Raw genomic sequence first — 21,087 nt, 5'->3', positions numbered from 1 at the left:
CACGCCGTTTTTCACATATCCGGCGCGTTTTCATTGCAAAAGCAACCGCTGCACCGGCAGATGGTGCAGCGGTCTAAGTTCATTGTATGAAATATGTGAAGAAAATGCAAGAGCGTTTGCAAGTTTTTTGCAAGATGAATTTAAAATTCCTTCAAATATGCAATTTCTTCCGGGGTCAGCGCACGCCACTTTCCGGGTGCCAGCTTGGGGTCGAGCATGAGTTCACCGACCGCGATGCGTTTGAGGCGGCGAACCTCCAGACCGCACTTCTCGCACATCTTACGAATCTGGCGGTTTCTGCCCTCGTGAATGGTCATTTCAATATGCGCTTCGGTATCCGAAGCCTGGTCACGGATATATACCTTGGCAGGCTGGACGGTGTAGCCGTCGATATCCATAGGCTGCTCCAGACCGGACAGGCGGCGCAGGTCACCGCGCACGCTGACCAGATAGGTCTTACCCGCCTCGTGTGACGGATGGGTCAGGTGCAGCGTCAATTCGCCGTCGTTGGTCATGAGCAGCAGACCCTCGGAATCGGCATCCAGTCGACCGACCGGATAAACACGTGCATGGCAGCCCGCAACCAGCTGACGGACGGTCTTTCTGCCGCGCTCGTCCTTGAGCGTGGACACGTAGCCGCGCGGCTTGTTGAGCATGAGGTAAACCTTCTCCTCGGCACGGCGCAGCGGCTTGCCGTTGACCAAAATCTTATCGCGTACCGGGTCAGCCGAGTCGCCCAGGCCTGCCGGGCGGCCGTTGACGGTCACGCCGCCATCGCGGATGATCTGCTCTGCCGCGCGGCGCGAGCACAGACCGGACTGTGCCATAATTTTCTGAATGCGTTCTTTCATATCTTTATCCTCTTATTTCTTTCAAAACTGATCTTTTAATCGAACAGTCCCCGGACAAAGTCCAGACACCGTTCCAAAATACCCTTGCGCGGCGGAAGCTGCTCCACATCGTACGCATAAGACAGGGTATCGGTCTTCAAAATATGTTCGCCAATCTGATAAACGATCTCGCCGTAATAGTCTCCGCCTGCGACGGTCGCATACACAAACGGTCGGCCGCGCAGGCTGTCTGTGACCTGTTCCCCCGGTGCAAGGTAGGCGGTCACTTCATGTCCGGCAACGAGCGGCACCGACTGTGCCGTCCCGCCCTCGACTGTGACCTCCCCTACCGTGTCCCCTGCCTCATGCAGGGTCACCGGGGTATATTGTGCAAATGCCTCGTCCAGCATGGTGCAGTGATCGTTCCAGTCGTCCGGGTCGTTGAGGGTCACAGCAATCAGCGTGCGGCCATTGCGCTCGGCAGCCGACACCAGACACCGCCCGCACTTTTTGGTGTACCCGGTCTTGACCCCGATTGCACCCTCGTACAGACTGAGCATCTTATTGTGATTGACCATCGTGCGCCCGGCGCAGGTGATGTTTTTGGTGCTGACGATCTCCCGGAAATCCGGATTTTGCAGCGCGTAGGCTGTCAGCTCAGCCAGCTCCCGCGCCGTTGTGTGGTGGGTATCACCATCTAAACCGTTCGGGTTTTCAAAATGCGTATTGGTCAGCCCCAGCGCCTCGGCTTTGTCGTTCATCGCCTGCACAAAGGCTTCCTGTCCGCCGCACTCGCCTGCGATGGCAAGCGCCGCGTCGTTTCCACTCATCAGCATGAGTCCATACAAGGTATCCCGAACGCTTACCGTCTCTCCCGGTTTGAGGTACATGGACGAGCCCTCGGTTTGGGTGTACTCCGGTTTGACCGTGTATGTTCGGTCAATGTCTCCCTGTTCGATGGCGACAATGGCGGTCATAATCTTGGTGGTTGACGCCATAGGCAGCACGGCGTCCGCATTGTGCTCATAGCGCACTTCGCCGGTATCGGCATCGATCACCACCGCACTCTGTGCGCTCATCGCTCCGGCGCGTCCGCATAACAGCACCAGAAACAAACACATCAAAACCCTTGTCCGCCATCTTCGCATTTCCGTCCCTCCCGATCTTTCCTGAAAAAGAGAACCTACCCATGTATCATACGAGTAGGTTCGGCGGAATATACGGGAGAAACCGGAAAAATTTTACGGCTCGGTCGTTTCGGACTTGTTGGTCTTGAGTTCCTCGGCGGTCTCCTCAGGGTCGTCACCCATGCGCTTGGCCAGGAAGCTCGATACCTTGCCGACTGCACCCGGAATCATCTCGACCAGACGGTCTGCGGTATTGACAGCCTGTGCATTGATGCCCAGTACATGCGTACCCTCGGTCGGCGAGATGACCAGAAAACAAACCGGCGTCACGGTCACACCGGCTGCACCGCCGCCGCCAAAGCTCAGCGGGGTGGTCTCCTTGGAATGACGGCTCTGAAAATCGGTGCCGCCCGAGCCAAAGCCAAAGGTCACACGCGAAACCGGGATGACAGTCGTGCCGTCCGGCGTGGTGATGGGCGTACCGACGACGGTATTGGCATCGATCATGCTCTTGATCTTTTCCATAGTCCCGTTCATCAGGTCTTGGATGGGATGATGTTCACTCATTTTGCTTTCGCCTCCACTTTTTGCGTCTGTCGAATCATCCGATACAGCCGGAAGCCGTGCTTGATTCCCGCCATCAACATACGGATGGGGCGGAACGAGCAGGCAAAGCGCAGGTCATATCGGGTCTTACTGCCCTCAAAATCGCCGTCTAACACGATCTCCAGGGTTTTGATGGTAAAATTACGGGCGAGAAACGGGTAAATAATCCCCGTAATCGCCGAGAGATAACCGAGATACAGTCCGGTCTTGGCCGCGTCTCCGGTCGCCAGCACCGCATGGACATACAGTACATCGATACGCAGGCGATCCTTCACGTCGTCCAGAAAATCCAGCACCTCACACATCACATCTCCCAAATCCAGTTTGGACAGGATATCCTTTCCCATTCCCAATTTGCTCGATGTTTCTTCGGCCGGTTCGGACAGTTTCTCAGATTTTTGTTTTGGCTGTTTCTTTTTGCCTTTCGGCAAGCTGATGGTCTTGTAAATCCATCCATATCGGATTTTCGCGGTGAACGTGCCATCCTGCGCGTGCAAATCCATGCCGACACGCGGCAGGAGCAGCAAAAATGCCAGCACAAACACGATCAGCAGCACTGCGGCCAGTCCGCCTGCGATGTAGCCGACAATCTTCAGCACAATCATCCGCCCTCACTCCGTTTCCTTGAGCACAAGCTGTTCCCCTTCGGTCAGTTCGGGCAGGTTGGGCAATTCGGACAGACCGCTGATGCCGAAGGTACGCAGAAAAACGTCGGTCGTGCGGAACAAGGTTGGTCTTCCCGGCACGTCCAGATGACCGCATGCCTCGATGAGTCCCTTATCCAGCAGACTGGCCACCGTACCGCTCGAGTCCACGCCGCGCAGCTGTTCGATATAGGCGCGGGTGACCGGCTGGCGATAGGCTACAACGGTCAGCACTTCGAGCGCTGCCGCGGACAGCGCCGGCGGTCTGCGACTCTCGGTCGCGCGGCGCACGGCTGCGGCGTAGGCCGGACGGGTACAGAGCTGCACCTTATCCTCCATGCGCACCAGCTGAATGCCGCTGCCAGACTGGTCATAGTGTGCCGCCAGCGCGTGCAGCGCATGCGCAACCTGTGCCGGTTCGGCATCGGCTGCCGCTGCCAGACGCGCAACGGGTACGGCATCGCCGACCGCAAACAGAATGGCCTCGAGCGTTGCTTCCAGTTTTGTCATGCCCTATCGTCCTCCACCAGTGTAAGTTCGGTCTGTTCCCCATCGCCTTCCAGCACAATGCGTCGCTCCTTGGACAGTTCGAGCACGGCCAAAAAGGTGGCAACCACCTCCGACCGGCTTTTCGCACCCTCAAACAGGCTGGTAAAGCGCAGTCGGGTCTGTCCGAGGAAGCGCTTGAGGATGGCTGCAATCTTGACCCCGACCGGCACGCTCTCACGGCCGACAATGCCGCGAAAGGCGGCGGCTGACGGCGGCGTGCGGCGCTGGGCACGCTCCAAAAGCGCACGGGCAGCACGCACCAGATCGGACGGCTGATGATGGTACTCGACCGGTCCGCGTTCGCCACGCGGTTCGGGCGGCTTGGCAATCACATCGCGCCCAACGTCCAGATGATCGCGGAAATACGGCGTCATCTCCTTCATGCGCTGATATTCGAGCAGCTGCTCGACCAGCTCGGCGCGCGGGTCTTCCTCTTCCTCGGCTTCGGGTTTGGGCAGCAGCATTTTGGACTTGATATACACCAGCTGCGCCGCCATCGCGATAAAATCACCGGCTACGTCCAAGTCCATCGCCTCTGCCGTGTGCAGCACCTCTAAATACTGCTCCAGAATGGACGCAATCGGGATATCATAAATGGATACCTTATTGCGTGCAATCAGATGCAGCAGCAAATCGAGCGGGCCGTCGAACGCCGACAGATGGAAGGTCATTTCATTCATAACAGGGGACGCACCACCCGAATGGCCAGCTCAATCACCCAGTTGTCGACACCTGCGATGACCAGATCGAACAAGCCAAAGTAGAGAATGACGATCAGCGCAAGCAGGATGACCGACTGATAGCGCTCCATCTTGACCTGAAGCCGGTACGGCAGAAAGGCGTTGAGCACACGCGAGCCGTCCAGCGGATGCACCGGAATCAGGTTGAATACACCCAGACCGACCGACAGTATGCCGATGTAGGTGAAAAACATGCGCAGAGTTTCCAGGAACATGATGTCGCTGTTTACCTTATAGGTCAGAAGCAGCGCCACAATGTAACTGACCAGCGCAAGCAGCAGGTTGGACACCGGGCCTGCCAGTGCAACCAGCGCCATGCCCAGTTTGCGGTTCTTGATGCGGAAACCAGACACATTGACCGGCACCGGACGCGCCCAGCCGAAGCCCAACAGCATCATACACAGGAAGCCGAAGGGATCGATGTGCGCCATGGGGTCAAGCGTCAGTCGTCCGGCACGCTCTGCCGTCCGGTCACCCAGTGCGCGCGCTGTCAAACCGTGTGCACATTCATGAATGGTCAGACAGATGATAACCGCGGGCAGTACCAGACAGAGCGTAATGACGAACTCCCGCAGGTCTCCGCTCAGCAAAGATCGAAGTAACACAGTAAATTTCCTCCAGATAAACTGATCATTCTCATTATAGTGGATTTCATACCTTTTTGCAACGAAAACCGCAAATTTAACAAACCGTTTGCAAACAGAAACCGGTCGGAAAATCAAAAAAAACGGGAGCCGTAACGACTCCCGTTTGGATGCTCTGAACGATTGAATTTTAGATGCCCAGTTCCTGCTTGAGTGCTGCAATCATCTCGTCGTACTCTGCCTGCGTCAGGTGTACCGGCTCGGGATTGGTGATGGCAAACGAACCGCCGAACTCAAAACCGCCCTCGTACTTGGGTACGATGTGGAAATGCAGGTGCGGATTGCTGTCGCCATAAGAACCCAGATTGAGCTTGGTGCAGCCCCACAGCTTCTTAACTGCGCCCGAAGCGCGTGCCAGATCCTCCATAAAATCGGTGCGCTCCTGATCGTCGCACTCGCACAGCTCCTTCTTGTGCGAACCCAGCGCCAGAACGCAGCGGCCCTTATGTGCCTGATCCTTAAACAGGTACAGGGTGCCGGCCTTCATGTCGCCGACCTTGAACATGATCGCTTCGCGACCCTCGTGATGCTCGTCACAGTAAAAACAACCAGTTGCCATAATGCTCTGTCTCCTTTTTCCGCGCGCGGCGGTATTCTGTTTTCAGCATACCACTTTTACACCAGAATTTCCAGTCTTTTGTGCATCATTTCCTCAAAAGTTCACAATCCTGTCCAAGCACCTCACACGGCATACAGGTTCACATCCCATGCGGGAACGTAGGGATGGTGACGCAGATAGAGCTTGTAGGACGAATCGAGTTCCTTTAATAATGCAGGAAGATCAAATAAATCTTCATTGCGGTGATAGCAAGCGACATTCAGACGAGGATGATGGGTTTTGATTGTCTGCTGCGCACCCAGAAGTGCTTGGTGCTCAGCACCCTCCACGTCCAGTTTGAGCATGGTGCACGGCGCACCGTCCAGCACGCTGTCGAGCGATCGCATCTGAGTCGGGATACCCTGCTTTGCAAGCGCAGAATTGCGTCCGGCCTTGGCCGCAAAGGTGAGCACAGTGTCCTCCGACCAACCGCCTGCCTGCACCAGCTCGACCTTTCCGGTCAGGCTCTCCTCTGCGTAGCGGCTGAGCTTCTTAAAGTTTCGCTTATCCGGCTCGAGCGCTGTGATGCTGTCGTAAGCGCCATCGGTATAGGACAGCAGCTCGCGGATGGTGTCGCCATTGTACGCGCCCAGATCGGCAAAACACTCATGTCCGTGCGGCTTGAGGATGTTTCGAAACATCTCGTCCTTATCGGTCTCGCAACGTCTCAAATAGTCGATCTTTCCGCTGATTTTAAAGTTGACAATATCGGAGAATACCTGTCTTGCCGTCTCGTCTGCCATCCAGTCGTAGGCGCGCTGAAATTCGTCGGCATGTGCGTGCACAAAGTCCAGATCAAACAGACCACTGCCTGCGACCGGTACGTCGGGTGCAACCAGATCAAACCGTGCGTCCAGTTCATAAAAGCGTTCCAGTAATTCAGGGCGCTGGCTGGCAAAACTCAGCACGATCACGATGTCCTCGCCGTACTGCTCGACAACCTCGGACAATTTTTGCACACGAAAGCCTGCAAAGCTATGTCCGCGCACAAATTCATCGCTCGCAAAGACCGTCGATGCCTTGATTCCCTTGTCCACAAACACGCGCAGGATCTTGTCCGCGCCATCTCCCATGCCATAGAGCGCAATCGGTCTGCGTTCCTGCTGCAAACGCTCCCACACACTCGTTTTTTCCTGTATAAATTCCATTTTTCGATTCCTTTTCGTCTTTTTTCTCCATTATACGCGAAAACGGTTCGCCTGTAAAGTATGATAAATTTGCACAAAACAGTTGCGCAAATGCACGGGGTCTTTTATAATAAAAGCAGAATGGCAAGGAGGGCGCTCGTATGGCGAACAAAAAAAGAAACCGTATTCTCGAACTGGACCCCGAACACTTCAGGGAAGTGGACGGCGTTGTGTTCGATCTTGATAGCTTCGCCCGGCACTGTGCGCCGCATCCCGCGCCCCACACGCCGACGCAGACCACACAGACCGCTGAACCGCAGGCACAGACCGCGCAGCCGTCTGAGACACCGTCCGAAACCGGTGCGATGCCCGCCCCAGTTTTCCTCTGTGATCCGGTGCATATCGGCTGGTATCCCATCCAGATTGAAGGCCCGTCCTATCCGGTGATGGCCGGTGCGGTGCAGCCCCAGCAAGGTCAGCAGATGAACACGGTGACCTATTACGCTGGCGGTGGTTCGGGCTCGTTCGCATCTTCTTATGTATCCTCTTATATGACCTCATTTATGACATCCTTTGCTACCTCATGGATGACCAGCTGGTATTGGGGTTCTGGCTCGTACTGGTACACGACTTCGGGTTCTTTCGGATCGTTTATCGGCTCGGGTTCGGCCATGCTGGCCGGTGGTTACGGATTGGAGCTGATCTAAGCGGTGCGTGCCTTTCACTCCAACTGGACGCGTCCATTTTTCGCCCGAAACGGTGCGGACGCAGTCTATACCGTTCCCCCGTTTGAGTTGTTGACCACCGCGCTGTCCGCACTGACTTGGCGGCGGGAAAACGGCTCAATCGCGATGTTATGCGACAACACGGCCAAGGACTATTACACCTCCCTTGGCCTTACTTTTTTGTGGGATGACGGCATTCATGCCGTATTGGAAGATATTCCCCGGGAAATCGACGCGACTTGCTTCTGGGCGGCTGGCAAGCTCTATGCCCTGCAGCACTTCGGGGCACCCTGTGTCATGATCGATACCGATTTTATTGTCTGGCGAAATCTGTCTGACCGTCTGGATGGACATAAACTGATGACCATTCATTCCGAGGATATCATGCCCGACATTTACCCGGGTCCCGAGGCGTTTACCCTGCACAAACCGTTCGATCTGGCATCTCTTGACTGGACGGTTCGTCCGGCCAACACCGCACTTTCCTATTTTGGTGACCGTGCATTTACCGAACAGTATGTACAGACTGCAATCGATTTTATGCAGGCGGCCTCCCCGGCTGACAACGGATTGACCTATATGGTATTCGCCGAACAGCGGCTGCTCGCCATGTTGGCAGCCCGTGCCCATATCCGGCTGGACTTCTTCATGGATTTGCCCGAACTGTTTTTATCCGGACAAACTTGGTTTACCCATGTTTGGGGATTCAAGCAGCAGATGATGGCTGACCGTGCCCAGTATGACGGGTTCTGCACCAGATGTGCCAAGCGGCTCATGCGAGATTTCCCCGATGCCGCGTTGGCCTTACAGCAAGTCCCTGCCCTTGCACCTTATTTTGATGTTCCCTTACTTTAAATAATTTAAATAATGATGACAAAAGCCGTCAGCATCATGCTGACGGCTTTTGTTGTTCCGGTCTGCGTTTCCGTGCCACAGACCAGCTGCTTTTTCCGTGTGTGTTACAAGTGGAGGATTGGAAGACCGACCGGTGTGTGGACAGCCGGCCTTCCGGAATCGAGATGAGAAGTTTTATGTGGAATCCGTAAACGGGAGTTCCCAAAAGAAATGGGTTGGCTTACGCCTTGACCAGCGACTCGCCCAGTGCACGGCATGCTGCCAGTGCATCATCGTCCGGGGTTTCGTGCGCCATCAGGCCATCGCCAATCAGCAGTGCACCTGCGTCATCGGCACGCTTGACCCAGTCGCGCATCCACTGGCCGTCGCCCCAACCATAGGAGCCGAACAGCGCGACGCGCTTGCCGCCAAGATTGCCTTCGAGTTCGGTGAAGAACGGGTCAAACTCAGCTTCTTCCAGAACCTCGGCACCCATCGCCGGGCAGCCCAATGCCATGCGGCCATACTTCGCAGCTTCCTGCGCGCTGGTGTCTGCTACGTGCAGCAGTACCGCTTCGCCGCCTGCGCTCTTGATGCCCTCGCAGATTGCATTCGCCATCTGTTCGGTGTTGCCGGTCTGGCTCCAGTAAATCACAGCGATCTGACTCATGATAATCGTTCTCCTTTGCAGTGTAAATGGTGTAATTTGAATTGGATTATGCCGCGAAAAGTTCTAAGATTGTCATTCCGCGCTCTATGTAGCCGCGTGCCGTATCCCGGCAGCGGTCGAACTGGTGAAAGAGGCGTCTTGCCGCCTGCTCGTCACCATATACCTTCCAATACCCACTCAGCTTGCAGTCTTTTCCGCGCTGCTCGATAAATCCGCGCACATCCTCAACCGGATAGCCCAAAAACAGGCCGATCTCATGCGGAAACTCGCGATTTGTCATAATGCGCTCGCTCAGATGCTCCAGCAGTGCATCCAGTCCCTCTTCCATCGGGTAACCGTTCTGCATAAGCAGTGCACGCGCTTCCTGGGAAGCCAGATCGTTCAGCAGTCGTTCCGGACGGTAGATCAAAAGCAGAAAGCGGTAATCGCAGGCGCACAGAATGCGAAAGCGCACGCCGCGATCGTGAAAGACCGCCTGATAGGTTTTCAAAAGTTCGGGTAAATCGGGATACCATGCTCTGCGGCAGGTGATCAGGTTTGCAGTTTTAATTCCTGCCAGCACGGGCGCACCGTGCTCGGCAAGCAGAAGATCAAAAGAGTACATCGTGCGTCCTCCCAATTTGTTGGTTTAGACTAACCCACCTGTCTAGCTCTTCCGCCACACGGACGGTGCTGCGGGCACCGTCCGGCGGGGAACGATTCGAGAATTTGAGAAAGGGGGTGAATCCTTTAGATGTTAGTCTTGGCTAACCTCTGGACATATGTTAGCATAGACTAACCCATCTGTCAACCCTTTTCTCAAAAAATTTTTTATGCCGGTATTTCTATCCCTATTCCCTCCTGTATACAGTTCACAGGTTGAAACAAAAAAATAAATCCGAATCGATACAGATTCGGATTTATTTTCTATGGTGGACACTAAGGGGCTCGAACCCATGACCTTCCGCACGTCAAGCGGATGCTCTACCAGCTGAGCTAAATGTCCACGCTACGCACTTGGTGGTGGAGACGGTGGGGATCGAACCCATGACCTCTTGAATGCCATTCAAACGCTCTCCCAGCTGAGCTACGCCCCCATGACAGTGATTTTATTATACAGGCTGCCCTGCCCGTTGTCAACAAAAACTTTTATTTTCCATTCTAAGAAGTCGACCTCTGCGCGAGTGCGTTCCGATTGCATTTTATAAGGTACCACGATATACTATTAGATAAGAATACGGCTTGTGCCGGAAATGAGGAACACAATGAAATTTGTATTAGAAGCCTGCGTGGATTCGGTCGAATCCGCTCGCGCGGCGCAGGCAGGCGGCGCCACCCGCTTTGAACTGTGCGGTAATCTGATTATTGGCGGTACAACTCCCGATCCCTTCCTGTTCTCCCGCGTACAGGAGTGCTGCACCCTTCCCATCCATGTCCTGATCCGCCCGCGTTTCGGTGATTTTCTGTATACTGACGAAGAATTTATGCTCATGGAGCAGCAAGTCTCTTGGTTTGCAGCCCATGGTGCACGTGCGGTCGTCATCGGCATGCTGACCCCGAACGGCGCACTAGATCGCGATAGTATGGCACGTTTAATCGAGGCTGCACGGGCGCAAAATCCCGACTGCAAAATCACCCTGCATCGCGCATTTGATGTCTGCCGCGACCCGTTTACCGCTCTGAAAACAGCCAAAAAGCTCGGCGTGAACACCATCTTGACCTCGGGACAGGCGGCCAGCTGTGTGCAGGGCGCTCCGCTGCTAACCGAACTGGTGCACCGTGCTGGAGACACTGTAGAAATTCTAATTGGTGCGGGTGTCAACGCAGCGGTGATCGGTGATCTGCTGCCTGTGACCGGCGCACACGCCTTCCACATGTCGGGTAAGCGCACGCTAGACAGCCAAATGACCTACCGCCGCGAAGGTGTCCCCATGGGACTGCCCGGAATCAGTGAATTTGAAATCTGGCGCACCGATGCTCAGGCCATTGCACAGGCACGCCAGGTACTCGATACCTATTTCGCAGGTTAAAAAATTTTTTCCAAAAGGGCTTGTCAAATACACAATTCCGTGATAGAATAAATAAGCTGTTAACGACAGCCCAATGGAATATGGAGAAGTATCGAAGTGGTCATAACGAGCTCGACTCGAAATCGAGTTGGCGGTAAAACGTCACGTGGGTTCGAATCCCACCTTCTCCGCCACCCAAAGAACCATCCAAACGGATGGTTCTTTTTTTGTTTTCTCCCTCACTTTTCTAGTTATCTACCACTAAAATACTGTATTTCGAAAATATTTTCCACCCTGTACTTTGTATGGTGAATGTTTCCATAAACTCAAATTGTGTCATATTTTGTCGAATTCTTTTGTTTCTATGTTTTCAAATCAGGTTTGGTACAAATGTTCGCGGTCAGAATGCGAATTGACGAAGTTTTCCTTTCTTCTGATAATGAATTTATATACTTATATTTTCAAATTCATCCCTTTATCCATCTTTGCGGATATTCTGAAAGGAAGTTCTTCCGATGAAACAACCTCTGCATCGACTCATCTCCGCTGTTCTGCTTCTGACTTTGGCTTCGTCCCTGTTCCCTGCATCTGCTGCACAGGCCTCAGTCAAAATTGGAGATCAGCTTTTTTCCACGCTTTCCGATGCAGTGGCACAGGCACAAGAGGGTGATGTCATCGAACTGCTTTCCGACTGCACCGTCAACGAAACGATCATTTTCCCGTCCGGAATCACTCTTAATGGCTATCATTATCGGTTGACACTCGGTAATGCAGCCTGTTTGCAAGCATCGGGTGATCTGACGCTATGCAACCTGAGCATACTGATGAACCGAAATGCACGTTCCGATACTCCCTTTACACTGGCCGGTGAGCATGCTCAATATGAACTCAGTAACGTTGTTATTGACTGCCCCGATATTTCACGCCCCCCTCCCAGCACCGAACTTCTCACGTTTTCGGCACAAAATAGTTCTCTAACTCTGGAGCGCTGCAAATTTACAAGCTCTATCGATCACTCAACCGGTATTCTGCTAACCGGAGACTGCTCAGACAGCACTCTTTCTCTATCCGAGTCAGACATTCGCATCACGCCGCAATCCAATTCCGTATCTAGTGGTGCTGCCATCCATGCAGATGCAAGCGGCTCAGTCGAAATCGCGGCAGACAGTTGTACGCTTGAAGCTTCTTTTACCGCGCTTGCAAGTGGTGAATCGCAGACCGGTCTTCAAACTACGCTTAGCAACTGTCAACTATATGCAGCTACGCCTCTTTATATCTGCGCTTCCGACGGCTCATACGAAATCTCTGACTGTACTTTGAATGACGAACAGACCAACGCAAACAAATTTTCCGGCTTACTGTTTTTAGAGCAAACCGCACAAGATAACACGTGTTCGATTGTAGATACAAGCCTTGAAAGCGGTTCAGAATCACCGTTTTCCTGTGTATTTTCCATTCAAAACGCACAAAATGACATATCCATTGGCGACCATTCCACCGTGTCCATCGCATCGGACATGGTGGACTTGATTCATGCAAAGGACAAGCTTTCCACACAAATCCACGTATCCGCAGATGATAGTGTAGACTTATCCGCCTTTCCAATCGTCTGGTACGACGCTGATGATCGTCTGCGCAACGCATCCACCTCACTGTCCACCGCCGCACCTGTATGGCAAGCTGGAGATACCGTGACGCTGCGCGGAGCCGTCAGCGGTGCAATTGACTTGCAGGTACCAGTAACCATCCTTGGTGAGCATGCTTCCTTTTCTGGTTCTCTTGCCCTCCGTGCTCCCGGCACCGTTATTCACGAACTGGATCTGTCAAACAGTGCGGTCGACTGCGTGGCAGATTGTGACCTCTCGCGCAATTATTGGGGCACGCAATCGCCGCCGGCAAGTGCCATGACCTCTCCTTTATATGCCGATGCAGACCTTACCGAGCTGGTATATACACAGGTTCCCGACGATCAAGCAGGTCAAGAAATCGATTACTTTATCACCGAAATACAGAACATTCTGTCCCAAGCGATTCCGGGCTGTACGCTGGAAACATTTGATCCACTGACGGACGACAATGCACTCACCTCCTACGCGGAAGAACTGCGTGCACTCTGCACCCGCTTATCGCAGAGCACCACAGACGCACAGCGCGATGCCATTTTATCAGCTTCTCCAGTTCAGCAAGCCCGCATGGAGCTCGCCTGGCACGTCTACTGGGCAGGGATTGAATGCAACACCACAAACAGCACCGTTACATTGTCCCAAACGCTTGATCCTCCGGGCAGCGATGCCTTGCGCACGCTGATGACACAGAATACAGCCGCCAATCAACCCATTTGCGGCATATCAGTCGACGGCACAGAAATCGATCCTACGCAGACGCTTTCTGTTCACAGCACGCTGACGGAGTGGGAATTTGACAGTCAGGGACAGGTGCAATCGCTCACATTTGAAACCGAATTGCGCACCGATCAGGGAACGGTCGTAGCTGGTGACGGTACTTATCGTCTGCCGCTTCCCACGCAGGATTGCGAATCTGTACAGGCCACTATCAACCAGGCAACCACAACTTTGTTTCCTGAATATTCAGTGGAAAAATATGCATACGTGACGCTCTCGGAATTGGGCACGATCAAGCTAACACTGTCACAGTCTGATGAGCCAACAGACCCGGAAGAACCCGACCCACCGACCGAACCTGAAGAACCAACCGAGCCGGAGGAGACATATTACACAATCACGTTGCGTGCAAACACGCACGGAACATTGCGTCTCCGCACACCATCCGAAGCCATACAAGGTGAAACCGTCAAAATCACGGTACTTCCTGATGATGACTACCAATTAGACACGTTGGACGTGCTGGATGCGCGCGGCCGCTCGATTGATTTTGATTTATCCGGCGACACCTTGCGCTTCATCATGCCCGCATCCAACGTCCGTGTCACCGCACGTTTCGTGCGCACGGAGACAGACTCGGAAGTTGCCCCGGATGATCAGCCCACGTTGCCTTCCGATGTGGCGGACGATGCATGGTATCAAGAGGCTGTCCTGCAAGCGGTTGAACAAGGCTTCATGACGCCGCTGCTCATTGGGCAATTCTGTCCCGATCTTCCGACCGCACGCGGCGATCTCATCACAGCGCTCTATCGTATGGCTGGTGAGCCGACCGCTTCGGCTCCGGCATTTACCGATATTCCATCTGACAGTGCATACTATTCTGCTTCCATCTGGGCACGAGCTGCCGGCATTGCCATCGGTGAACCGGACGGTCGATTCCGTCCTTACGACACCGTTACCCGTGAAGAATGTATTGCTCTGCTCTATCGCTTCTGCGGCATGCCACCCATTATACAGACCACACTTCCCTTCTCGGACTTTTCCTCGGTTTCCGACTGGGCGCGTCCGGCGATGTGCTGGGCATATCAGTCGGGCATTCTGTACGGCAACGCAGAGGGCACTTGTACCCCGCTCGCAGCAGTGACACGTGCCGAAACCGCAGCGCTGCTCATGCGTCTGTCACAATAAAATATCCTGCATACAAAAAACAGCGTCAACCATGTTGACGCTGTTTTTTACTCACACTTCCCGGCAAAAATCGCCCGATTTTCCGCCGCTCTTGCGCAGCAGCATGACATCCCGAATGACCATACCGCGGTCAACCGCCTTACACATATCATAGAGCGTAAGCGCCGCGACCGAAGCCGCTGTCAACGCTTCCATTTCAATACCGGTCTTATGCGTGCAGCGCAGCGTCGAAACGATGCGCACATCGGTGTCTGAAATCGGGGTGATCCCCATTTCAATGCCCTCGATGGGCAGCGGGTGGCACATCGGAATGAGCTCCCAGGTACGCTTTGCAGCCATAATTCCGGCAATACGTGCACAGGCAAACACGTCCCCCTTGGGCATACCGCCCGACAAAATCAGGGACAGGGTTTCAGGCTGCATGGACACGACCGCCTGCGCCGAAGCCGAACGCCGGGTTACTTCCTTTTCCCCAACGTCTACCATACGCGCCGCGCCGTTGTCATCAATATGTGTCAGAGACAAGGCAAATCGCTCCTTTTGATCGTATTTGTACCATTAAACCACCTGTCTTTCGGTTTGTCAAGTGACAGTGAAAAGGCTTTCATAACGTTTCCGATGAAAAAGGAAAACAATATGCCAATATGTTGGTGAAAAAATACGAAAGACAGCGCAATCAAAATATGATATAATGCAGCAGAAGTCAAAAAAATCAAGTGTATTATATCGATACGACTCGAATTTTGTCGAGAAATGCGAAAATCCGACAAGTACAATTTCCATGATAACAGATAGAAACAGGACGGAACAGCACGGGGACAAATGACGCATTCCGTCCATATGGGGAGATGGATGGTATTTGAACCAATCGCAGAAAATACAGGTAGAACAAATCTGGAACGCGCAGGCAGAGCAATTACAGCAGATGGCTCTGCGTCTGGTACGCGACCCAGAATCCGCTGAGGAGATCGTACAGCAGGTGTTTCTGTCTGCCTGTCAAAAATCCGATCAGCTGCTGGCCTGCGCAAATCCCAGCGGCTGGTTATGCCGTACCTTATATTGCAAAGTATTAATCTGGTTCTGCAAGCGCCGTCGGGAAAAGGGGCACGTCACATTGGAAGCCATCGAACAGGAAGCGGCCTACTGGATGGACGATCTGATCGACCTGCACACGCTCTATGACGGTGTAGTACCCTACGAAGATCTCGAGCTATTGCGCCGAGCTTACGTGGAAAACGAACCTTTCCGCACCATTGCAGAGGATATGGGTATCTCACTCGGCGCGGCAAAAATCCGCGCTTCACGCACCAAACACCGTTTAAAACAGGAAATCCGCAAACATTTTTAAGCACACGCCTTCGGTATGACCGGAGGCGTGTTTTGTTCTGTGACCGGGTCACGGAATATAGACCTGCAATCTGTTATACTCCTTACAGACCAATCGAGAGGAGAAACCAAACGATGAAAAAACGTTTTGCGGTGGTGGACACCGCACTTTGCGTTGCCTGCGGATGCTGTGTGAAGGTCTGTCCCCGTCAGGCAATCACCGTCCCTAAGGGTATCTTTGCCGAGGTTGCGCGCGCGCAGTGTGTGGGCTGCGGTTTATGCGCCAAGGCCTGCCCGGCATCCGTCATCGAGATCATGCAGGAGGAGACACCGTGAAAAAAGCAAAAAAATGGTATGACTACCTGTGGATTGTGTCCGCACTCTACTTAATTTTGGGATTTTTCAACATCCTGTTTGCATGGCTGGGTCTCATCTGCTTTTTCGTCCCGCTCGCCATCGCAATCATCCGCGGAAACAAGGCGTACTGCAATCGCTACTGCGGACGCGGTCAGCTCTTTCAGCTGCTCGGTGAACGTCTGCATCTGTCCCGCAACCGTCCGGTACCGCGCTTCCTCAAGCAGAAATGGTTCCGCTATGGTTTTTTGATTTTCTTCCTCGCCATGTTCCTCAACATGCTGTTTACCACCTATCTGGTCGCAGCCGGTGCAACCAGCCTGCGCGAAGTGGTCACGCTGCTGTGGACATTTCGTCTGCCCTGGCACTTTGCTGCCTCGTCTGCGGCATCGGTTACCCCGTGGGTTGCGCAGTTCGCGTTCGGTTTTTACAGCGTTATGCTGACCTCTACCGTACTCGGACTCATCACCATGGCGCTGTTCAAGCCCCGTTCGTGGTGCGTGTACTGTCCGATGGGCACAATGACCCAAGGCATCTGCCAGCTGCGCCATCGCGGTGAGGCAAAATAAAAAAATTTGTTGATCTTTTGACTGTACGTTGTATTTCCAACGTACAGTCTTTTATTTTTGCCGTATAATCTGCTCTGTCAGGACGAGAGATCGTCCAAAACAGTAAGATAAGCCACCAAACCTCAACCAACCGATCGAGAAATAAGGAGTTTTCAAATATGGAAAATACGATGTTTTGCTACCAGTGTCAGGAAACCGCAGGCTGCTCGGGCTGCACTCGTGCTGGTGTGTGCGGTAAGACCGCCGAGACTGCAAACCTGCAGGATCTGCTGATCGACGTGACCCGCGGTCTGTGTGCCGTAACTGCTCGTCTGCGCGCCGAGGGCAAGCCGGTATCCGACGTGATCGACACGCTGGTCACCGAGAACCTGTTCGTGACCATCACCAATGCAAATTTCGATAACGATGCCATCCGCGCACGCATTTCCCAGACCATCGAACACACCCAGTCGCTGCGCGCGCAGCTGAGCGACGCATCCGGTCTGCCCGAGAATGCACTGTGGGACGGTTCGGGTGACTGGGACGCACGCGCAAAGACCGTCGGCGTTCTGGCAACCGGCGACGCAGACGTACGCAGCCTGCGCGAGCTAATCACCTACGGCCTCAAGGGTATGGCGGCATACAACCACCACATTAACGCCTACGGCAAGCGCGTTGCCTCGGTCGATGCCTTTTTGCAGCAGGCGCTCGCCAAGACCCGCGATGACAGCCTGTCGGTGAATGACCTGATTGCACTGACGCTGGAAACCGGTAAGTACGGCGTCGACGCGATGGCCGCACTGGACGAAGCCAACACCTCGGCATACGGTAACCCCGAGATTACCAAGGTCAATCTGGGTGTGCGCAGCAATCCGGGCATTCTGATTTCCGGTCACGATCTGCACGATCTGGAAATGCTGCTCGAGCAGACCGCAGGCACCGGAGTGGACGTATACACTCACTCCGAAATGCTGCCTGCGCACTACTATCCGGCATTTAAGAAGTATCCGCACTTTGTCGGCAACTACGGCAACGCATGGTGGAAGCAGAAGGAAGAGTTCGAGGCGTTCGGCGGCCCCATCCTGCTCACCACCAACTGCCTGGTACCGCCCAAGGATAGCTACCGCGACCGCGTTTACACCACCGGTGCAGTCGGTTTCCCGGGCTGTGCGCACATCGAGGCAGATGAAAACGGTCACAAGGACTTCTCTGCGCTCATCGCACACGCCAAGCGCTGTCCGTCTCCGACCGAGCTGGAAACCGGTGAGATCGTCGGCGGTTTCGCTCACAATCAGGTACTTGCACTGGCAGACAAGGTCGTCGAGGCGGTCAAGTCGGGTGCGATCAAGAAGTTCGTCGTCATGGCAGGCTGTGATGGCCGTGCAAAGTCCAGAAACTACTACACCGACTTTGCCAAGGCGCTGCCCAAGGACACCGTGATTCTGACCGCCGGCTGCGCAAAGTACAAGTACAACAAGCTCGATCTGGGCGATATCGGCGGTATTCCGCGTGTTCTGGATGCCGGTCAGTGCAACGACTCCTACTCGCTCGCAGTCATCGCACTCAAGCTCAAAGAAGTATTCGGTCTGGACGACATCAACGATCTGCCCATCGTCTACAACATCGCATGGTACGAGCAGAAGGCGGTCATCGTCCTGCTGGCTCTGCTGCACCTGGGTGTCAAGAACATCCACCTCGGCCCCACCCTGCCCGCGTTCCTGTCCGAGAATGTCGCCAAGGTTCTGGTGGAAAACTTCGGCATCGCAGGCATCACCACGGTCGAAGACGATCTGCGTCTGTTTTTTGGCGACGCGGTACCGGCAAAAATCCATGCTGACATGCATGTCGGTGACATCCTGAAGGCGCACCCCAAGGCTGCCGAAGTGCTCATGTCGTGCGGTATGCACTGTCTGGGCTGCCCGTCGGCGCAGATGGAGTCGCTCAAGGATGCATGCATGGTGCACGGTCTGAACATCGAGGATGTTCTGTCCATGCTGAACGACTGATTGCGAGGGAACACACGATGAGTGCATTTTTAGGACCCATTCACGCTAGAATGTATGGCAAGGTGCAGGCGGTGAACGCACTGGCTGACACCATCGCCGCCTTTTCCGATGCGCAGGGCTGGACAAGTACCCTGCTGACCGACCTGCGGGCTTCATTGCCCGCACCGTCGGGTACGCTCGAGCAGGTCATTGACCTGTCGCAAATTCACGCCTCGCTGAGCGGTCTGGTCGATCAGGCCGAGCGCCGTCTGGCGTTCGCCGTGACTCATGCAATCGCATCCGATGCGGCACATATCCAGGACTTGTGCACGCTGATGGAAAATCAGGGTGCACAGGCCGCACCGCAAACGACCGAATCCTGTGTCGCCGCGTGGCAAACCATGGACACGTACTGGCTGGACGGTATGCCGTGCGACGGCGGCGTGCAGTTCTTGCAGACCGAACCGGACGAAGTCATCTGGAGTGTGCACGGTCAGCACCCGACACCCGATTACTGGACGCTGCGCATCCACTGGATGCAGGGATTTTGCACCAAGCTGCACCTGCGTCTGGAACAACTGAACGACAACACGTTCCGCTTAACTCAGGAGGACTAACACCATGACTTTGATGGAAACCTTATATCAAGAGCACGACGAAATCTGGGCATTCACCGAACAGATGACCCAGAAGTGCATCGATCTGATGGAGCACAATGTTTTCGATGCCGACAGCTTCCGAGCTGATATCGCATACATCCGCACCTATGCCGATGCGACACACCACAAGAAAGAGGAAGATTTGCTGTTCCGCGCGATGCTGGACGAACTTGGCCAGGTGGCTGAAAATCTCATCCGACACGGCATGCTGGTCGAGCACGATCAAGCCCGACTGTATGTCATGGAGCTGGAAACCGCGGTCAATGCCTACGAGACCGACCCTTCTCCTGCGCTCAAGCTGGAAATCCTCTCGCAGGCGATGGACTATGTTCATCTGCTGCGCCGTCACATTGAGAAGGAAAACGGTGCAATCTATCCCTTTGCCGAGCGTGCACTGTCTCCCGACACCATGCGCAAGCTGGAAGCCCAGTTTCAGGCTGAGTGGAATCACGCATAAGAAAACAGGCAGACACAAACGTGTCTGCCCGTTGTTTTTACATTAGTAAGACATAATTGCCTTGACGGCCTCAGCGGTCGAGGTCTTGGGCATCAGTTCAAAGCCAATGCGGCCGGTGTATCCTACCTCTCCGAGGCACTGGAATACATTATGATAGTTGATCTCTCCCGTTCCCGGTTCATGGCGGCCGGGAGCATCGGCAACATGGATATGTCCCAGCTGATCGGCATACGTGCGGATGGTGTCACACAGACTGCCCTCGTTGAGCTGCATGTGATAGACGTCATAGAGCACCTTGAGCATGGGCGAGCCGATGAGTCTTGTCATCTCTGCGGCCATCTGAGTGTGAGCAAGGAAGTTTCCGACGTGGTCAGTCGTAATGTTGAGGGGTTCGAGATTCATGGCAATGCCGCTCTCCTCAGCGATCTTGGCGCATTCGAGCAGCATATCGTACATCGAGCACAGCTTCACCGTATCGCTCAGATCATCATAGTGGTTGACCACGATACCACCGTCACCGAGCGCGTTGGAATGGATGGTGACCGACTTTGCACCGATCTTCTGTGCTGCTGCAACCGACTGGCGCAAAAAGTCCAGATACTTCTCCTTGTGGGTGGGATCGATCAGCGAATAGTCAGCGTCTCCATTGAAACCGGAAATTCCGATGCCTGCCTTTTCTGCCGCTGCCTTGACCGCATTCAAATCCTTGTCTGTCCAGCTCCAGAACTCTACATACTCAAATCCGTCGTCCTTGGCTGCCTGGAAACGATCCAGAAACGGAATCTCATAGTACATCGGTTCAATGCAAGCAGAGCGTATGAATTTCATAGCAAAACCTCCTCAAAACGATTATCCGTACACATACTTTCCCTGTGATTTCTCTCCATTTTATGTGTTTTTGCACGCACTGTGCCTTTATTGCTATTATACGCACACAGCCTACAACCTGTCAATGTGCTCTCTCCCGCTCGCTTTTCACCCATTCTCAAAGTTTTCACTTTACCCGGCAGATATACAATCATTTTCTCGTTTTTCCTGCAATATCTGTACGAATTAAGTTCATTTTATGCACTTTTCCCATTCTATCACCGTCTTTCTATTCAACCCGCACAATTTTTGTGTGCATTTCTATTCCCGGCATCTTTA

At 53.9% G+C, this 21,087-nt stretch carries 23 protein-coding genes and 3 tRNA genes; 11 read left to right on the top strand and 15 right to left on the bottom strand.

Translation table 11 applies throughout. The features are described 5' to 3' along the window. Positions 1 to 140 precede the first annotated feature (140 nt). The 9 genes from B5F17_RS10190 to B5F17_RS10150 form a co-directional block, all read right to left on the bottom strand. A complete protein-coding gene (locus B5F17_RS10190) occupies positions 141 to 851 on the bottom strand; it encodes a pseudouridine synthase (protein ID WP_016146272.1) in 711 nt (236 codons plus the stop codon). Positions 852 to 886: 35 nt separating this feature from the next. After that, positions 887 to 1,951, bottom strand: a complete 1,065-nt coding sequence (locus B5F17_RS10185; RefSeq protein ID WP_162608149.1) for a D-alanyl-D-alanine carboxypeptidase family protein — start codon at positions 1,949 to 1,951, stop codon at positions 887 to 889. 120 nt (positions 1,952 to 2,071) lie between these two features. Further along, positions 2,072 to 2,524 (bottom strand): GerW family sporulation protein, encoded by a 453-nt coding sequence (gene ytfJ, locus B5F17_RS10180; protein ID WP_087373570.1) that lies wholly within the window; start codon positions 2,522 to 2,524, stop codon positions 2,072 to 2,074. Next, entirely contained in the window at positions 2,521 to 3,168 is a 648-nt protein-coding gene (locus B5F17_RS10175) for a DUF2953 domain-containing protein (RefSeq protein WP_087373567.1), read from the bottom strand. Before B5F17_RS10175 ends, ytfJ begins: the two co-directional genes overlap by 4 nt. A gap of 6 nt (positions 3,169 to 3,174) precedes the next feature. Then, positions 3,175 to 3,717 (bottom strand): SMC-Scp complex subunit ScpB, encoded by a 543-nt coding sequence (gene scpB, locus B5F17_RS10170; RefSeq protein ID WP_087373566.1) that lies wholly within the window; start codon positions 3,715 to 3,717, stop codon positions 3,175 to 3,177. Beyond that, on the bottom strand, positions 3,714 to 4,436 hold the full coding sequence (locus B5F17_RS10165) for a segregation and condensation protein A (RefSeq protein WP_016146267.1): 723 nt from the start codon (positions 4,434 to 4,436) through the stop codon (positions 3,714 to 3,716). Before B5F17_RS10165 ends, scpB begins: the two co-directional genes overlap by 4 nt. Continuing rightward, positions 4,433 to 5,101, bottom strand: coding sequence for a site-2 protease family protein (locus B5F17_RS10160; protein WP_143287724.1), 669 nt, complete (start codon positions 5,099 to 5,101; stop codon positions 4,433 to 4,435). The genes B5F17_RS10165 and B5F17_RS10160 overlap by 4 nt, the downstream gene beginning before the upstream one ends. A gap of 169 nt (positions 5,102 to 5,270) precedes the next feature. Then, positions 5,271 to 5,699: an HIT family protein gene (locus B5F17_RS10155; protein WP_016146265.1), complete on the bottom strand. Its 429-nt coding sequence runs from the start codon at positions 5,697 to 5,699 to the stop codon at positions 5,271 to 5,273. 122 nt (positions 5,700 to 5,821) lie between these two features. Then, the gene (locus B5F17_RS10150) at positions 5,822 to 6,886 is read right to left on the bottom strand and encodes an FkbM family methyltransferase (RefSeq protein WP_087373563.1); all 1,065 of its coding nucleotides are present in this window, start codon (positions 6,884 to 6,886) and stop codon (positions 5,822 to 5,824) included. Between the two features lie 140 nt (positions 6,887 to 7,026). On the opposite strand from B5F17_RS10150, the gene B5F17_RS10145 reads away from it, so the two are divergent. After that, positions 7,027 to 7,572: a hypothetical protein gene (locus B5F17_RS10145; RefSeq protein WP_087373561.1), complete on the top strand. Its 546-nt coding sequence runs from the start codon at positions 7,027 to 7,029 to the stop codon at positions 7,570 to 7,572. A gap of 3 nt (positions 7,573 to 7,575) precedes the next feature. Beyond that, the gene (locus B5F17_RS10140; protein WP_087373559.1) at positions 7,576 to 8,445 is read left to right on the top strand and encodes a DUF6734 family protein; all 870 of its coding nucleotides are present in this window, start codon (positions 7,576 to 7,578) and stop codon (positions 8,443 to 8,445) included. Between the two features lie 220 nt (positions 8,446 to 8,665). Here B5F17_RS10140 and B5F17_RS10135 read toward each other — a convergent pair whose 3' ends face one another. From B5F17_RS10135 to B5F17_RS10120, 4 genes are all read right to left on the bottom strand, one after another. Continuing rightward, positions 8,666 to 9,094 (bottom strand): flavodoxin, encoded by a 429-nt coding sequence (locus tag B5F17_RS10135; protein ID WP_016146261.1) that lies wholly within the window; start codon positions 9,092 to 9,094, stop codon positions 8,666 to 8,668. A gap of 46 nt (positions 9,095 to 9,140) precedes the next feature. Further along, a complete protein-coding gene (locus B5F17_RS10130) occupies positions 9,141 to 9,698 on the bottom strand; it encodes a DUF3793 family protein (RefSeq protein WP_087373557.1) in 558 nt (185 codons plus the stop codon). A gap of 305 nt (positions 9,699 to 10,003) precedes the next feature. Continuing rightward, positions 10,004 to 10,079, bottom strand: a tRNA-Val gene (locus B5F17_RS10125). Positions 10,080 to 10,094: 15 nt separating this feature from the next. Beyond that, positions 10,095 to 10,170: transfer RNA gene (locus B5F17_RS10120), tRNA-Ala, on the bottom strand. A 168-nt stretch (positions 10,171 to 10,338) separates the two neighbouring features. On the opposite strand from B5F17_RS10120, the gene B5F17_RS10115 reads away from it, so the two are divergent. The 3 genes from B5F17_RS10115 (at position 10,339) to B5F17_RS10105 (ending at position 14,612) form a co-directional block, all read left to right on the top strand. Continuing rightward, entirely contained in the window at positions 10,339 to 11,103 is a 765-nt protein-coding gene (locus tag B5F17_RS10115) for a copper homeostasis protein CutC (protein WP_087373555.1), read from the top strand. 82 nt (positions 11,104 to 11,185) lie between these two features. Then, a tRNA-Ser gene (locus tag B5F17_RS10110) sits at positions 11,186 to 11,276 on the top strand. A 321-nt stretch (positions 11,277 to 11,597) separates the two neighbouring features. Continuing rightward, a complete protein-coding gene (locus B5F17_RS10105) occupies positions 11,598 to 14,612 on the top strand; it encodes an S-layer homology domain-containing protein (RefSeq protein WP_087373553.1) in 3,015 nt (1,004 codons plus the stop codon). 51 nt (positions 14,613 to 14,663) lie between these two features. Here B5F17_RS10105 and moaC read toward each other — a convergent pair whose 3' ends face one another. After that, positions 14,664 to 15,137 carry a cyclic pyranopterin monophosphate synthase MoaC gene (moaC, locus tag B5F17_RS10100; RefSeq protein WP_087373551.1) on the bottom strand — a complete coding sequence of 158 codons (474 nt, stop codon included), beginning with the start codon at positions 15,135 to 15,137 and terminating at the stop codon, positions 14,664 to 14,666. Between the two features lie 334 nt (positions 15,138 to 15,471). On the opposite strand from moaC, the gene B5F17_RS10095 reads away from it, so the two are divergent. The 6 genes from B5F17_RS10095 to B5F17_RS10070 all read left to right on the top strand — a co-directional run bounded on the left by B5F17_RS10095 (position 15,472) and on the right by B5F17_RS10070 (position 19,941). Continuing rightward, positions 15,472 to 15,960: an RNA polymerase sigma factor gene (locus B5F17_RS10095; RefSeq protein ID WP_087373549.1), complete on the top strand. Its 489-nt coding sequence runs from the start codon at positions 15,472 to 15,474 to the stop codon at positions 15,958 to 15,960. A 113-nt stretch (positions 15,961 to 16,073) separates the two neighbouring features. Further along, a complete protein-coding gene (locus tag B5F17_RS10090) occupies positions 16,074 to 16,274 on the top strand; it encodes a 4Fe-4S binding protein (protein ID WP_087373547.1) in 201 nt (66 codons plus the stop codon). Continuing rightward, positions 16,271 to 16,861, top strand: a complete 591-nt coding sequence (locus B5F17_RS10085) for a 4Fe-4S binding protein (RefSeq protein WP_087373546.1) — start codon at positions 16,271 to 16,273, stop codon at positions 16,859 to 16,861. Before B5F17_RS10090 ends, B5F17_RS10085 begins: the two co-directional genes overlap by 4 nt. A gap of 158 nt (positions 16,862 to 17,019) precedes the next feature. After that, positions 17,020 to 18,846 (top strand): hydroxylamine reductase, encoded by a 1,827-nt coding sequence (hcp, locus tag B5F17_RS10080; RefSeq protein ID WP_087373544.1) that lies wholly within the window; start codon positions 17,020 to 17,022, stop codon positions 18,844 to 18,846. A gap of 17 nt (positions 18,847 to 18,863) precedes the next feature. Continuing rightward, positions 18,864 to 19,442, top strand: coding sequence for a hypothetical protein (locus tag B5F17_RS10075; protein WP_143287723.1), 579 nt, complete (start codon positions 18,864 to 18,866; stop codon positions 19,440 to 19,442). A gap of 4 nt (positions 19,443 to 19,446) precedes the next feature. After that, positions 19,447 to 19,941 (top strand): hemerythrin domain-containing protein, encoded by a 495-nt coding sequence (locus B5F17_RS10070; RefSeq protein ID WP_087373541.1) that lies wholly within the window; start codon positions 19,447 to 19,449, stop codon positions 19,939 to 19,941. A gap of 42 nt (positions 19,942 to 19,983) precedes the next feature. Here B5F17_RS10070 and B5F17_RS10065 read toward each other — a convergent pair whose 3' ends face one another. Continuing rightward, positions 19,984 to 20,769, bottom strand: coding sequence for a TIM barrel protein (locus B5F17_RS10065; protein WP_087373539.1), 786 nt, complete (start codon positions 20,767 to 20,769; stop codon positions 19,984 to 19,986). Positions 20,770 to 21,087: the final 318 nt, after the last annotated feature.

The sequence above is a fragment of the Butyricicoccus pullicaecorum genome, from assembly GCF_002160355.1.
Taxonomy (GTDB): domain Bacteria; phylum Bacillota; class Clostridia; order Oscillospirales; family Butyricicoccaceae; genus Butyricicoccus; species Butyricicoccus pullicaecorum.
This window is presented reverse-complemented; position numbering and strand designations above follow the sequence as displayed.